Here is a 15,482-nt window from a genome sequence, read left to right on the forward strand (position 1 = left end):
TATATGAAAAAGATATATAGTTTACTCATAGCGGCCGTTTTCTTTACCGGTTGCGAAAAAGATTTACTCGATACCTCGCCTTACGATTCTATTGCGTCTTCTAACATGTGGACCACCGACAATCTGACTGATTTAGGCGTAAACGGGGTATATGCCGCGTTAAACGAATCTACGGTAGCCGGGCGCGAAGTTTACATGATGGATGTTTACAGTTTTGTAGGGCAGCACCGGAATGCAGAACCCTTGTTGATGGCCACCATTACGCCCTCGCACGCCATGTTCCGCGACAACTGGCAGGGTTTGTACGAAGGCATTCAACGGGCCAACGATGCTATCCTGAATATTCCAAAATCACCTTCTTCCGCCGAAAAGAAAGGCCGGTATATGGCCGAAAGTAAATTTTTACGCGCCTACTTTTATTCCCGGTTAAACCAGCTATGGAAAGGCGTGCCCATTTATTTAGAACCTTTCAGCGATGCCGAAGCTACCAAGCCCGGCTCTACCGAAGCCGAAGTTTGGAGTGCTATTATTTCTGACCTGACCGATGCCATAAACGAACCAAATTTACCCCTGAAATATGCAAAAGGCAATGCCAATTACGGCCACGTTACCAAAGGAGCGGCTTACGCGCTAAGAGGCAAAGCTTATATTTATACCCAGCAATGGGCTTTGGCTGCTGCCGATTTTAGTAAAGTAAAAGATGCCGGTTATACCCTATTTAACGATTACCGGGCTTTGTTTAAAGAAGCCAATGAGCAAGCCGACGAAATGATTTTTTCTATTCAGAATATGTCGTTGGCGGGTTACGGCAGTTCTTCGCAATGGTATGCCGGCTCCCGTTCTTCTTTCGGTTCTGGCTTTGCCCGTTATCTCATATCGCCTAATCTGGTTAATTTATACGAAAACGTGGATGGCTCACCTTTCAACTGGGATGCAATAATTCCGGGTTATACCGCCATGGCTCCGGCAAAAAGGGAAGTTTTCTTTTTACGGAATAACATAACTACCGCCGAACGGAATGCAGCTGTTAACCGGGGCCTGGATATAAGCCTTTATTTACCCACTGGCAACGAACAACGAATCAGACAAGCGTACACCAACCGCGACCCGCGTTTGGCGCATAATGTAATTACGCCTTATTCCACCTACAACGGTGTTTTTGGTTCGGTTAACTCCACCGTAACTTCGCGCTGGCCTTACCGCAGCGATGCGTTAAATGTACAAGACCTGAATGCGGAACCCGTAAACCGGTTTAATTACCTGCACCGTAAATTTGTGTACGAAGGCAACTCCGAATTACTTACCCGCGATGCCTCCCCGACCGATATGCCTATTATAAGATATGCCGATGTTTTATTAATGTGGGCCGAGGCCATTAACGAGCAAGGTTTTAGCCAGGATGCCGTGAACCTGGTTAACCAGGTACGGGCCCGCGCCGGGGTAGCCCCTTTGCAAACCACCAATGCCGCCCTGCCCACTTATGTAAATACCCAGGTTAATATGCGCGAGCGCATCCGTAATGAACGCCGGCGAGAATTCCCGAACGAAGGCATTAATTTCTTTGATGAAATGCGCTGGAAAACCCTAAAAGAAAAAGTGTTTGCTACGGGCAATGGTGCCCGCATGGTGTGGGAAACCAATGTGCATACCTACTCTTACCTCGGCGACCACCTATATAACTGGGCTATACCGCAGGTAGAAATCGAAAGAAATCCGAACCTGAAACAAAATCCGGGTTGGCCAAACTAATATTAAATAAAGCCAGGTAAGTAGCTATGGCTTAAATAGGCCATTTAACTTTCAATTCAGCAATTTAAATCTGTTTGCCCGAAGAATATTACTGGTGATTAACCGATGAGATTTTTCCGGCAGACAAGTTATAAAAGGGATTAATTTGCTATCCTTTAGCCAGTCGAAAATTGTTACTTTTACTAGAGCCGGGAAATAATAATATATACCAGCAAAACAGCCCCGGTATTATCAGCCGGTTTCCGAAATAATAAAATGAAAAAAACAATTAAAGTACCCCAACAATTATTGCTGCTCGTGGCATTACTGGCGGCCCTAAATACGTTTGCCCAAAACAAGAAGCCCAATATTATTATTGTAATTGCCGACGATTTGGGCTGGAACGATGTTGGATTCCATAACCCCGAAATGATTACGCCCAACTTAGATAAATTTGCTGCCAGGGGCGTTGAACTGCAACGGTTTTATGTGGCTCCTATTTGCAGCCCAACCCGCATTGGTTTACTTACCGGCAAATACCCCGACCGGTTTGGGCTACGCGAACAGGTAATCAGGCCCCACCATGTTGGCGGGTTACCAACAGCAGAAAAAACGCTGGCCGATGTGCTAGCTACGGCCGGTTATAAACACCGCGCCATCTTTGGCAAATGGCACTTAGGCCAGTCCGATAAAAAATATCACCCTTTAAACCGGGGCTTTACTTCTTTTTACGGCCATTACACGGGTTCTATCGATTATTTTACCCATTACCGGTACGGCGCCCACGATTGGCACCGCAACTTTACGCCGGTTACCGAAACCGGCTATTCGGTAGAACTGGTGGGCAAAGAAGCCGCTAAATTTATCCGGGAATCATCAGCTGCCGAGCCTTTTTTTGCTTATGTCGCTTTTAACGGACCGCACTCGCCTATGCAAGCCCGGCAACAGGATTTATTAAAAAACGGGTACGATGCCAGCAAGCCGCACGACAAAATGCCCGGCGACGAAGGGGAGAAAAATAAAGTAAATGGCGAAAATAAAATACAAGAAGGCCAGGGAAATACCTTGCGGCAAACCTATGCGGCCATGGTAACCGGTGTGGACGATGCTTTCGGCGAAATTCTGAAAGCCGTAGAAGCTAAAGGCATTGCCGATAATACTATTATTTGGTTTTTAAGCGATAATGGCGGCTCTACCACTTTTGGCGGCAGCAATTTACCTTTAAAAGGCATGAAGGGCAGCGAATGGGAAGGCGGCGTCAGAGCCGTGTCGGTGGTATATTGGCAAGGCCAGCTACAAGGCGGCAAAAAAGCAACCGAATTAATGGGCTACGTGGATATTTTACCCACTTTAAGTAAACTAGCCGGAGCAAAAAATATTACGGCAACCGATGGTACCGATGTGCTGAACGGCTTAAAAGGGAAAAAGCTACCCGAGCGCTATTTATTTTTGGGCAAGCAGGGCGTTGTATCGCAACGCTGGAAACTGAACGCAGGCCAATTATTCGATTTAAGCAAAGACCCTTCCGAGACAACTGATGTTGCCAAAGCATTTCCGCAGGAATATTCAAAAATGAAAAATGCCTTGGCCGGGTTTCAGAAGCTGGTTATTCCTAATCCTCTCATTAGCCAACCAAAAGGATGGCAACCACCGGTAAACTGGGATATAAACCAAATTTCTTCCCAAAAATAGTTTGGCAGAAAATTTACAAAAGCTGTGGCTAAATTATAACGGTAGCAGCAACCTGGCCTGCGAATAAAAACTGTAATTATATTTTAATCAGGCAGATAGTTAATATTTATTTCCCCAGAACAGGCCGCATTTGTAACTATAAATCATCAATCGTCATCATAATAAAATTAAAATGAAATTTTCTGCTTTTATTAAAGTATGTCTTGCCTTAACCGTTTTGCTAAATATTAGTTTCCAGGTTTTGGCCCGCGACAAGCCCAATATTATCCTGATTATGGCCGACGATTTAGGCTACGAAACTTTGGGCTGTTATGGCAACGACGATAAATTAACGCCTAACTTAGATAAACTGGCGGCTACCGGCATGTTATTCGAGAACTGCTATTCAACGCCGCTTTGTACGCCTTCGCGGGTGCAACTCATGACCGGAAAATATAACAACCGCAACTACATCGGCTTCGGGTTGCTAGACCCCGCCGAAACTACATTTGCCCAGCAACTCCAAAAACAAGGCTACCAAACCGCTATTACGGGCAAATGGCAGCTTTACGGCTACGAGAAACAGTGGGAACTGGCGGGCGGGCGCAAAGGCTCGCGTCCCGAAAATACCGGTTTCAATGCCTTTCAGGTGTGGCAGGTAGATAAAGTGGGCTCCCGGTACAAAGACCCCTTGTTATATTCTGATAACCGTACTAATAAAACCCATACCGGTAAATACGGCGAAGATGTGTTTGTGGAATATATTGAAAATTTCATGGAAGAGAATAAGGAAAAACCGTTTATGGTTTATTACCCCATGTGCTTAACCCACGACCCTTTCACTCCTACCCCTTTCTCCGACGATTACCAGAACTTCGACCCGAAAGCAAAAAAAGACGACCCGAAATATTTTAAGGATATGGTTAAATACATGGACCACACGGTTGGAAGACTAACGGCCAAATTAGATAAGTTAGGATTACGTGAAGAAACCATTATTATTTTTACCGGCGATAACGGTACCAGTCCGAAAATAAAATCCCGGTTTCGGGGCGGGACTTACCAGGGCAATAAAGGCCAGACAACCGAACGCGGAACGCACGTACCCTTAATTGTAAATTGGCCAGGCGTAATAAAACCGGGCAGCCAGAACAAAGCCTTAGTCGATTTTACCGATTTTTTCCCGACTTTAACCGAAATAGCCGGAAATACTACCGCCGCCAAAACGCTGCAACTAGATGGCATCAGTTTTTATCCGCAGCTTCTTGGCAAACCGGCTAAAGAGCGGGAATGGGTTTTCTGCGATTATAACCCCAAATGGGGCACGTTTAAACACCAAACCTACGTGCACAACAAAGACTTTAAATTATACGCCGATGGCCGGATTTATAACCTGCAAAAAGACCTGGACGAACTACAGCCGCTTAGCAAAAACAGCTTAAAACCGCAAGAGCTAAAACTAATCAACAATTTCGAAAAAGTTATTGCAGCTAAAATGGATGCTAAAAAATAAATGTTCTTCATCCATCAAAAAAAATATCATACATACTTAAACCGGTATATCTGCCCGGGCACCGGTTATTAATGGGGTAAGCGCCTTTGCCATTCACGAAAAAAGGTGCGTTTACTTTAAAAGAAAACTATGATTTATAAGTCTATAAAGACCCGGCAAAGCCTAACTATGTGCTGCAGTCCGGTATGGGCGTACCATTCGGGAGTACTTCCTTAGCCAACGCTGTAAGATGCAGCGTGGGGGAAGGTAAGAGCCGCAAAGCAAACCTGAATGCTGGTGAAATCATTAAATTTCTACCCTCCCGGGTTTAAATAGGTGTAGAAATGTTTAAGACGTTTTGCTATCCTTCATGATAGAACGAATCTCTAGAATCAAACAATAATGATTAAACTTTTCTGGTGGTACTGCTCCAGTACAGAAGAAACCCGAAAATAGCGCTACCTGAGAAAAACCAGGAACGCCTCATCATTACCAAGAATGGGAGTCATTACAGCGCAACCGTTCCCTTGGGCAGCATTGATAGCTTGCCTGCAAAGCGTTCTACGCGCGCCATACTCCGTCATTCTGAAAGAATCTTCTGCCTGGTCTAAACAGAAGATTCTTTCAGAATAATGGAGTTAGATTCGTTAAATATTTATTCTGATGTTTCTTGACCTTTTATGGAAGCATCTTTAAGTGATTTGGTATAAGCACTTTTCATAAAGGTAAAAAGCAGCAAAATCATTTCCTATCTTGCTAAACTTAGCCATTGGCGGCACCAAAGTCAGCCCCCTGCGGCGCTTATATTTTCCTACCGGTTCAAGGTCTGAGATTATATTGAGGTTTAACAGCCGAAGCAGCTTAAATTTTATTTTCCTGAGAAGTTGTTTTTATTTAATTTGGAAAGTAGGAACTTACCCTAATAAACTGAAAAAGCAAAAATTAACGAGCTAAATACATTAGATAATTAAGAAATGCTGCTTTTAAGGTTGCCCGGGTAAACGCCTGACATGATACCAAAACAGTCTCTTATAAATGAGGCATTATGTATACCAACCCGGAAGTGCCGGTTCCTGACATAATCCGGGATGAATAATTTTTAACCCTTAAACCACCACCACGCCTATGTTCACCACAGCCAACCACCCAACTGTTACGGAAAGAGATTTATCGAAACTACACCAACTGGTATCTGATTTGTTTCGGTACCCCACCACCCCTGCCGAATGGGAAACCTATAAATTAACGGATGCGCAGATTACTTTTTTTAAACAGGAGGGCTATTTAAGTAATATTAAATTAATGGAGGAATGGCAGGTAACGGCTTTAAACGAAGAACTGGCTGCCATCCTCGATCCGCACCATCCGGATAACGATTTATTTTACGAATTTCATTCGAATGAATCTACCGACCCCAATGCCGTACTGTTTCATGCGCTGGGGGCGTGGCGGCTGACACCCGGTTTTCACGATGTGCTCTGGAACCCGGCTTTTGTAATGGCCGCCAGCCAGCTATTGGGTAACCAGCCGGTGCGTTTCTGGCACGACCAGCTTTTTTATAAACCCGCCAAACACGGCGGTGTGGTAGCCTGGCACCAGGATTATTCTTACTGGACCCGCACCATTCCCATGCAGCACCTCACCTGCTGGACCGGCCTCGACGATGCCACCGTAGACAATGGCTGCATGTATTACGTACCGCGCAGCCACCAGTGGGGATTGTTAGACAAACCCGAACTGGCCGGCGACATGGAAGGCTTAATGGCCTATTTAACGCCGGAACAAAAAGAAGAATTTAAGCCCGTTCCTATCGAAATGAAGAAAGGATATGGCGCGTTTCACCATCCTTTACTCGTACACGGCTCCTACGAAAATAGATCGGAGCGGCCCCGCCGGGCTTTTGTGCTGAATGTTTTTGCCGATGGCACCACCTCCAACACCGATAGTACACTTTTAGAGGGCGTACCCGTTATAACCAAAGGTCATAAAATGGAAGGGCAATTTTTTCCTTTATTAACACCGCCTAACTGGAACTGGTAATTCATTTAAGCTATCTCCCCGCTGTTGCAAGCTTGTAGCTCGTATCCGGATAAATTGAATAATGTAAGCGCGAGTAATATGCTTGCAACAGCGGGGAAAGTTCCGAGGTATTGATAACCGCCATCACCTTTGTACGGTCCAGGTTATAATAAAGCTTAAATAGTGGCAGGCAGCAGTTAACTTTTAAGCGGTTAAGACGGTGGCTGTACATATTGCTTCGATAACTGCATAATTACATTTTCCGGATCTTTCTTCTGTCCGGACAAAACCTCCTTCGCCAATAATTGCTGAAACTGGAATTCGGTGAGGAGGCTCAGATTAGTCATTACCAATCCATCCAGGCTTATTCCAAAATACCGCGCTATTTCCAATAACTTTTCCAATCCGGGTTCGCCCACCCCATTTTCGTAGCCACTGTACGTCGATCGTTTCAATGCCAGCGCAAAAGCTACCTCTTCCTGCGTCCGTTTCTTCCGTTTGCGCAGCCACTTCAGATTTGATTTCAGAAACATCTCCCCAACTAATTTAGTAATTGCTAAAATAATTAGCCAAATATAGACTGTTTATATATTAATTTCCGTACATTTTGCTATAAATATTTGCTTAAAAACTAATCATTTTGCTAAAAAGCATTTATGTAAGCTGTTTAAATCGCTCGTGCCTATGCTGTTGACCGAAAACCGTACCATTGCCCATCTGGATTTAGACACGTTTTTTGTTTCCGTAGAGCGCCTGCGCAATTCCCAGCTTCAGGGTAAACCCATTATTATTGGTGGCAGCTCCGATAGAGGCGTAGTAGCCAGTTGCAGTTACGAAACCCGCTTTTACGGCGTACACGCCGGCATGCCTATGAAAATGGCCCGCCAGTTGTGCAGCGAAGCCCTGGTAATGCGCGGCGACATGGAGGCTTACAGCAAATATTCGCGGGACGTAACGGAAGTAATTGCGGCCCACGCGCCGGTTTACGAAAAAGCCTCCATTGATGAGCATTACCTGGATGTGAGCGGGATGGATAAATTCTTCGGTACCTGGCAATGGACGAAAGAACTGCGCCAAAACATCATTAAAGAAACCGGCTTGCCCGTATCATTTGGCTTATCCGTGAACAAAACGGTTTCTAAAATTGCGACCGGGCAAGCCAAACCCAACGGCGAAATACAGGTGTGTCAGGCCGAAGTAAAGCCCTTTCTGGCGCCTTTATCTATCCGGAAAATACCGGGCGTGGGACAGAAAAATTACCAGCTTTTGCGCAACATGGGCATCCCAACCATTGAGGTGTTAACCATGATTCCGGTGGAAATGATGCAGAAAGTACTGGGCAAAGAAGGCGTGCACATCTGGGAAAAAGCCAACGGCATCGACAGTGCCCCCGTTATTCCCTACGCCGAGCAGAAATCCATCAGCACCGAGCAAACCTTTCACGCCGATACCACCGACCTAGTAAAACTAAACAACCTGCTCGTATCCATGACCGAAGGCCTGGCGTTTGAGCTGCGCAAACAAGGCAAACTTACGGGCTGCATTACGGTAAAAATACGGTACGCCAACTTCGATACGCACACCCAGCAACTCTCTATTCCGTACAACGCCGCCGACCATATTTTAATCCGGAAAGCAAAAGAGCTGTTCGGGAAATTATACAACCGCCGCATGCTTATCCGGATGCTGGGCGTACGCCTGAGTAATCTGGTGCAAGGCTTTCAGCAGATAGATTTATTTGAAGACACCGCCGAAATGGCCAACCTCTACCAGGCCATGGACAAAATCCGGCACCGTTATGGCGACGATGCCGTGAAAAGAGCCGTGGGTTTAAAGTCGGGCTTAGCTTAAAAATATGCTGGCCTTCGGACACTCGTATTATAGTTTGCGGTTTGGGACGCTCTCGGTAGAAGATTTGGCGGCGGAAGCAGTGGCGCAAGGTTACAAAGCCCTGGCCTTAACCGATATTAATAACACGTCCGGGGTATTTCCTTTTATGAAGGCGTGTTTGGAGCAAAATATTCAACCGCTGGTAGGTATCCAGTTCCGGCGCGACAACCAATTGCTGTATACCGGCCTGGCCCAAAACCAAAAGGGTTTCCAGGAACTGAACAGTTTTTTAAGCGATCATTTATTAATCCATAAACCTTTACCCGATGCGCCGCCGGCTTTTGCGTACGCGCTAATTATTTACCCGTTTGCCGCCGGCCATATTTTAAAGCTACGCGAAAACGAATTTATTGGCGTTGCCCCCACCGACCTAAATAAATTATTGTTTTCGGATTTGCGGCAGCAGGGCGAGAAGCTTTTGATGCACCCGCTGTTTACCTGTAAAAACGCAGAAGGCTATGCCCTGCACCGGCACTTACGCGCCATCGATAATAATATTTTGCTCAGCCAGCTAACCCCCGCCCACGGCCTCACCGAAAGTGCTTGTTTTATACCCGCGGCGCAACTGCTGGCGCAATACGCCCGCTTTCCGGAACTCATCCGCAACAGCGAAAAATTAGTAACGCAAGCCGCTTTTACTTTTGATTTTAATACCCGTAAAAACAAAATCAACTTTACCAACACCGCTTACGACGATAAATTATTACTCGAAAAATTAGCCCGCGATGGCTTACAAAAACGCTACGGCCTGCCCAACAAAGTAGCCCAACAACGGGTAGAAAAAGAATTAGCCATTATCGATAAATTAGGTTTTGCCTCGTATTTTCTAATTACCGAAGACGTAATCAGTTACGCCCGCAAACGCAATTTTTACCACGTGGGGCGGGGTAGCGGCGCCAACAGCGTGGTGGCCTATTGCCTGGGCTTAACCGATGTAGATCCGATTGAGCTGGATTTGTATTTCGAGCGGTTCCTAAACCCCAAACGCACCAGTCCGCCCGATTTTGACATTGACTTTAGCTGGGACGAGCGCGACGAGGTGTTGGATTATATTTTTAAACGCTACGGCAGAAATTATACCGCCCTGCTGGGCGCCATGAGCACTTTTCAGCAAAACTCTATTTTGCGCGAACTGGGCAAAGTGTACGGCTTGCCCAAAACCGAATTGGATGCCCTGGTTACCAACCCGCATACCGCCAGCCACGCCGACCACCTCACCAAACAAATATTACACTACAGCCAGATGCTGACGGATTTTCCGAACGTGCGCTCCATCCACGCCGGCGGGGTATTAATTTCGGAAGAACCCATTACCAACTACACCGCCCTGGATATGCCGCCCAAAGGTTTCCCAACGAGCCAATGGGACATGTACACCGCCGAAAATATTGGTTTCGAAAAGCTGGATATTTTGAGCCAGCGCGGCATTGGGCACATCAAAGAAACGGTGCACCTGGTATGGCATAACCAGAAAATAAAAGTAGATGCCCACGAGGTAGAGCGGTTTAAGAAAGACGAAAAAGTAAAAGCACAACTCAAATCCGGCGATACCATTGGCTGTTTTTACATCGAGAGTCCGGCCATGCGGGGTTTGCTCAAAAAGCTGCATTGCGATAATTATTTGAGCCTGGTGGCGGCCAGCTCTATTATCCGGCCGGGCGTGGCGCAGTCGGGCATGATGCGGGCCTATATTCAGCGGTTTCACGCGCCCGATAAAATAGAATACCTGCACCCGGTTATGGAAGAGCAGCTAAAAGAAACCTACGGCGTAATGGTGTACCAGGAAGACGTAATTAAAGTATGCCACCACTTTGCCGGGCTGGATTTATCGGATGCCGATGTGCTTCGCCGGGCCATGAGCGGCAAGTACCGCTCAAAAAAAGAATTTCAGAAGCTAGTAGATAAGTTTTTCGAGAACTGCCGCGCCAAAGGCTATCCCGAAACCCTCACGCAAGAAGTCTGGCGGCAAGTAGAATCTTTTGGGGGTTACTCTTTCTCTAAAGCCCATTCGGCTTCGTTTGCCGTAGAAAGTTACCAGAGTTTGTACCTCAAAACCTACTATCCACTGGAGTTTATGGTAGCCGTTATCAACAACTTCGGTGGCTTTTACAAAACCTGGATTTACGTGCAGCAGGCGCAAAAAGCGGGGGGCGTTATTCATTTGCCCTGCCTCAACCACAGCCGGCTGACTACTACCATTATCGGCCGGGATATTTACCTGGGCTTTATTCACGTGCAAAACCTGGAGCAGAAGCTAGCCCATAGTATTGTAACGGAGCGCGAACAAAACGGCCTTTACATCAGCCTCGAAGATTTTATTCAGCGGACGGGGCTCACCTTAGAACCGCTTTTAATTTTAATCCGGGTGCAGGCGCTGCGCTTTACCGGCCACGACAAAAAAAAGCTGCTCTGGGAAGCCCATTTTTTGCTGGGCCACAAAGTAAATACCCACGGGGCACCGGCCTTGTTCCGGGAACCGGCCAAACAATTTACCTTGCCCACCCTGTGCCACACCGCCGTAGAAGATGCCTACGACGAAATGGAACTGCTAGGCTTCCCGGTTACCCATTCTTACTTCGATTTACTTATTACCACTGCCCGCGGCGACGTGAAAACTAAAGAAATGGGCCGGTACCTGGGCCAGAAAGTACGCATGATGGGCGTGCTGGTAACCACCAAATACGTGCGCACGGTTAAAGGCGAAATTATGCAGTTTGGTACCTTCCTGGATGTAGCCGGCGATTTTTTCGATACGGTGCATTTTCCGCAATCGTTAAAATACTGGCCCTTTAAAGGCAACGGCGTGTATTTGCTCTACGGCAAAATTGTAGAAGAATTCGGCTTCCCGAGCATGGAAGTGGAGAAACTGGCCAAGCTGCCTTTTAGGAAAGACCCAAGGTATTAAAATCTGACATAGACTAAATTTCTATGCTGGATAAAAGCAGTATTTAAAGGCTATAATTTTTGTTCTCACTTGGGCATGCGTTACACTTCGATGAACGCGCGCCAGGTAGGATATTATACTTAATATTTCAAATACAATATTTAATGTATATATTAGTGTTAGTTGTTTTGTTAAATTTTTTATTAGATTTATCCTGAACTAAAAACTAAATATATGGAGGTAGCTTTATTCTTCTTGATGATAGGTATAATATATTTTGTACCTACTATTCTTGGGTGGCACAAGCGAAACATCGTGGCTATTTTCGCTCTTAATCTATTTTTAGGATGGTCAATAATTGGGTGGGTAGTTGCTTTAGTTTGGGCTTTAACAAACGATTATACCCCTGCCGCTCCCATTAAACCCACAAAAGACCTGAGCGACGATGAAGCATATTACCGCTGGAGGTATGAACAGGAAAAGAAAAACAATTTATAAGATGGGAATATTAGGCCAGTAAAATACCTGCTTCTATACCTATTTTTAGGTATTTTTTTATAGGTTTTAACCTTCGTCCATTTCTTTAACCTGTCAATCAATAAAAGTCTCTATATTTAAGGCTGGCGATATAACTCTAAAACTTATTCCCTGCCCGCTTTATTCATGAATCAAAATCCGGAACAAAAAGCCCGCGACGAAATAGATAAATTACTTACTGCTTCCGGCTGGATTATACAGGATAAAAAGAAGGTAAATTTAAGCGCCGGCACGGGCATTGCCATCCGGGAATATCAAACCGATGTGGGTCCGGCAGATTACGTGTTGTTCTTGGATAAGAAGCCGGTTGGCATTATTGAAGCCAAACGCGAGGAAGAAGGTGTTAAGCTGACGGTACACGAAGACCAATCCGTAGATTATGCCACGGCGAAGCTCAAATACATCAACAATGGTCCTTTGCGGTTCGTGTACGAAAGTACTGGTGAAGTAACCCGCTTTACCGATTACCGCGACCCCAAGCCGCGTTCCCGGCCGGTGTTTACTTTCCATCGTCCTGAAACTTTTCAGAAATGGGTGAAGGAAGCAAAAACCTTACGCGGCCGGTTCAATGATATTTTGGAATTGCCTACCGAAGGTTTACGCGACTGCCAAATACAAGCTATTACTAACCTGGAGAAATCTTTCCGGGAAAACCGGCCCAAGGCGCTCATTCAAATGGCCACGGGTTCCGGTAAAACGTTTACGGCCATTACCTTTATTTACCGGCTGCTTAAATTTGCTAAAGCCAAGCGCATTTTATTCCTGGTCGATACCAAAAACTTAGGCGAACAGGCCGAGCAGGAATTTAAACGCTACGAACCACAGGACGATAACCGGCTCTTCCCGGAACTCTATGGCGTTACCCGCCTGAACAGTGCCTTTGTGCCCACCGACAGCGAAGTATACATCAGCACCATCCAACGCCTGTATTCTATTTTAAAAGGCACACCGCTCGATGAACGCGACGAAGAAGAAAACCCGAACGAAGGGAAGTGGCAACCAAAAGAACCGTTGCCGGTGGTGTACAATGAAAAAATACCCATGGAGTTTTTCGACTTCGTGGTGATTGACGAATGCCACCGCAGCATTTACAACCTCTGGAAACAGGTGCTCGATTATTTCGATGCCTTCCAGATTGGCTTAACCGCTACGCCCGATAACCGCACCTTCGGCTATTTTAACCAGAACCTGGTTTGCGATTACGGCTACCAGAAAGCGGTGGAAGACGGCGTACTGGTGCCTTACAACGTGTTCGAGATTGTCACTAAAATAACCTTACAGGGCGCCAAAATAGATTTAGGCGAATACGTGGGTACCCGCGAAAAACTCACCCGCAAACAATTCTGGAATACTCTGGACGAAGAAGTAGAATACCGGGCCCAGCAGCTCGACGAGAAAGTAGTAAATCCGAACCAAATCCGGCTCATTGCTAAAGCCGTGAAAGATAATTTACCGGCAATGTTCCCCGACCGGCTTGGACCTGACGGCAAGTTTGAAGTACCCAAAATGCTCATCTTTGCCAAAAGCGACAGCCATGCCGACGACATTATCAATATTGTGCGGGAAGAATTTGCCGAAGAAAACAAGTTCTGCAAGAAGATAACTTACCGGACCGAAGACCCCAAAGGCGTGTTACAACAGTTCCGCAACAGCTATTACCCGCGCGTGGCCGTTACCGTGGATATGATTGCCACCGGCACCGACATAAGGCCGCTGGAAGTATTGCTGTTTATGCGCGACGTAAAAAGCCGCAGCTATTACGAGCAAATGAAAGGCCGCGGCACCCGCACCTGTAGTTTAGAAGAACTCAAAGCCACCGGTACCCCGGCCGCCAAGTTCACCAAAGACCATTTTGTGATTATTGATGCCATTGGCGTAGAGAAAAGCCGGAAAACCGACAGTCGTCCGCTGGAGAAAAAACCGGGCCTCTCGCTGAAAGAAGTACTCGAAGGCATTGCCATGGGCAACAAAGACGAAGACATGCTCACCACGCTGGCCAACCGTCTCATTCGGCTCAATAAGCAGATAAACGAAAAAGAGAAAATAGCTTTTGCCGAAAAAGCCGGCGGCCTCACCATTAACCAGGTGGTAAAGCAATTGCTGCACGCCTACGACCCGGACACGCTGGAAAACACCAAGCTACAGGTTCAGGGGCAAAACCCCGGTGCAGCCCCCGATGTTATAGAAGCCCAGGTAAAGGAACAACACGAGCAAATTATTGAGCAGGCCACGGCCATATTTAACGATTACGACCTCCGGAATTATGTGATTGATATCCGCAAAAAGTACGACCAGGTAATCGACCACATAAACCCTGATGAGCTGGTAAATATTGGCTGGGTAAAAGACAACAAAGCCGAGGCTGAAAACCTGGTGCAGGATTTCCGGAGCTGGATAGAAACGCACCAAACCGAAATTACGGCTTTGCAGCTATTTTACGGGCAGCCTTACGGCCGCCGGGAACTCACTTACAAAATGATGAAGGATTTGGTGGAAACCATTAAAGCCGCCCGACCTAACTTAGCCCCTTTAAACATCTGGCGGGCTTACGAGCAACTGGAAAAAGTAAACGGCCAGCCCAAAAACGAACTCATGGCCCTGGTGGCGCTCATCCGGAAAGTAAGTGGCCTCGACGAAACCCTGACTGCCTACGACAAAACCGTGGACCGCAATTTCCAGGAGTGGGTATTTAAAAAGCAAGCCGGTACGCTCAAGTTTACCGAAACCCAGATGCAATGGCTCCGGATGATAAAAGACTACGTAGCTAACAGCTTCCGGCTGGAACGCGACGATTTTGATTTAAGCCCTTTTAATGCCCACGGTGGTTTGGGTAAAATGTGGCAGTTGTTCGGCGATAAGACCGATGAAATTATAAATGAATTAAACGAGGAGTTAGCGGCGTAGAATGATTGATAAGAATAGCATTCCAGAGCATTGGGAAGTGAAAAAGCTAAAGGAAATAGCAGAAGTTACTTCAAGTAAACGAATCTTCCAAAATGACTATGTAAATGCAGGCATTCCATTTTATAGAACTAAGGAAGTTAAAGAATTAAGTGAAGGAAAGGAGTTATCAATCGAACTATTTATCTCACATGATAAATATGAAGATATTAAAAGCAGATTTGAAATTCCTAAGAAAGGAGATATTCTTATCTCAGCTGTTGGTACAATTGGAGTTTCGTATATTATCAAGGATGACCAACCATTTTACTTTAAAGATGGAAATTTACTTTGGGTAAAAAACTTCAAAGGAGTTTGTCT

10 protein-coding genes are annotated in these 15,482 nt (G+C 46.0%); 9 read left to right on the forward strand and 1 reads right to left on the reverse strand.

Annotated elements, in window-relative coordinates:
- Positions 1–3: 3 nt before the first annotated feature.
- From AAE02nite_RS19940 to AAE02nite_RS19955, 4 genes are all read left to right on the forward strand, one after another.
- Positions 4–1,749, forward strand: a complete 1,746-nt coding sequence (locus AAE02nite_RS19940) for a RagB/SusD family nutrient uptake outer membrane protein (RefSeq protein WP_146902028.1) — start codon at positions 4–6, stop codon at positions 1,747–1,749.
- Between the two features lie 255 nt (positions 1,750–2,004).
- A complete protein-coding gene (locus AAE02nite_RS19945; RefSeq protein ID WP_146902031.1) occupies positions 2,005–3,420 on the forward strand; it encodes an arylsulfatase B in 1,416 nt (471 codons plus the stop codon).
- Between the two features lie 172 nt (positions 3,421–3,592).
- Positions 3,593–4,912, forward strand: a complete 1,320-nt coding sequence (locus AAE02nite_RS19950; RefSeq protein WP_246151195.1) for a sulfatase family protein — start codon at positions 3,593–3,595, stop codon at positions 4,910–4,912.
- Between the two features lie 1,104 nt (positions 4,913–6,016).
- Positions 6,017–6,931, forward strand: a complete 915-nt coding sequence (locus AAE02nite_RS19955) for a phytanoyl-CoA dioxygenase family protein (protein WP_146902034.1) — start codon at positions 6,017–6,019, stop codon at positions 6,929–6,931.
- Between the two features lie 191 nt (positions 6,932–7,122).
- Here AAE02nite_RS19955 and AAE02nite_RS19960 read toward each other — a convergent pair whose 3' ends face one another.
- Positions 7,123–7,443, reverse strand: coding sequence for a helix-turn-helix domain-containing protein (locus tag AAE02nite_RS19960; protein ID WP_146902037.1), 321 nt, complete (start codon positions 7,441–7,443; stop codon positions 7,123–7,125).
- Positions 7,444–7,594: 151 nt separating this feature from the next.
- On the opposite strand from AAE02nite_RS19960, the gene dinB reads away from it, so the two are divergent.
- The 5 genes from dinB to AAE02nite_RS19985 all read left to right on the forward strand — a co-directional run.
- Positions 7,595–8,761 (forward strand): DNA polymerase IV, encoded by a 1,167-nt coding sequence (gene dinB / locus AAE02nite_RS19965; RefSeq protein ID WP_174761978.1) that lies wholly within the window; start codon positions 7,595–7,597, stop codon positions 8,759–8,761.
- Between the two features lie 4 nt (positions 8,762–8,765).
- Positions 8,766–11,705: a DNA polymerase III subunit alpha gene (locus tag AAE02nite_RS19970; RefSeq protein WP_146902040.1), complete on the forward strand. Its 2,940-nt coding sequence runs from the start codon at positions 8,766–8,768 to the stop codon at positions 11,703–11,705.
- A gap of 213 nt (positions 11,706–11,918) precedes the next feature.
- A complete protein-coding gene (locus tag AAE02nite_RS19975; RefSeq protein WP_146902043.1) occupies positions 11,919–12,182 on the forward strand; it encodes a superinfection immunity protein in 264 nt (87 codons plus the stop codon).
- Between the two features lie 165 nt (positions 12,183–12,347).
- Positions 12,348–15,125, forward strand: a complete 2,778-nt coding sequence (locus tag AAE02nite_RS19980; protein ID WP_146902046.1) for a type I restriction endonuclease subunit R — start codon at positions 12,348–12,350, stop codon at positions 15,123–15,125.
- 1 nt (position 15,126) lies between these two features.
- A partial coding sequence (locus tag AAE02nite_RS19985; RefSeq protein WP_174761980.1) for a restriction endonuclease subunit S occupies positions 15,127–15,482 on the forward strand: 356 nt, incomplete at its 3' end.

It is taken from the genome of Adhaeribacter aerolatus, from assembly GCF_007991635.1.
GTDB classification, from domain to species: domain Bacteria; phylum Bacteroidota; class Bacteroidia; order Cytophagales; family Hymenobacteraceae; genus Adhaeribacter; species Adhaeribacter aerolatus.

Excerpts from the sequence above, each read along its gene's own strand:
- AAE02nite_RS19980 (WP_146902046.1), top strand. The coding sequence starts at position 12,348 with ATGAATCAAAATCCGGAACAAAAAGCCCGCGACGAAATAGATAAATTA.
- AAE02nite_RS19945 (WP_146902031.1), top strand. The coding sequence starts at position 2,005 with ATGAAAAAAACAATTAAAGTACCCCAACAATTATTGCTGCTCGTGGCA.
- AAE02nite_RS19950 (WP_246151195.1), top strand. The coding sequence starts at position 3,593 with ATGAAATTTTCTGCTTTTATTAAAGTATGTCTTGCCTTAACCGTTTTG.
- AAE02nite_RS19955 (WP_146902034.1), top strand. The coding sequence starts at position 6,017 with ATGTTCACCACAGCCAACCACCCAACTGTTACGGAAAGAGATTTATCG.
- AAE02nite_RS19940 (WP_146902028.1), top strand. The coding sequence starts at position 4 with ATGAAAAAGATATATAGTTTACTCATAGCGGCCGTTTTCTTTACCGGT.
- AAE02nite_RS19970 (WP_146902040.1), top strand. The coding sequence starts at position 8,766 with ATGCTGGCCTTCGGACACTCGTATTATAGTTTGCGGTTTGGGACGCTC.
- dinB (WP_174761978.1), top strand. The coding sequence starts at position 7,595 with ATGCTGTTGACCGAAAACCGTACCATTGCCCATCTGGATTTAGACACG.
- AAE02nite_RS19975 (WP_146902043.1), top strand. The coding sequence starts at position 11,919 with ATGGAGGTAGCTTTATTCTTCTTGATGATAGGTATAATATATTTTGTA.
- AAE02nite_RS19960 (WP_146902037.1), bottom strand. The coding sequence starts at position 7,443 with ATGTTTCTGAAATCAAATCTGAAGTGGCTGCGCAAACGGAAGAAACGG.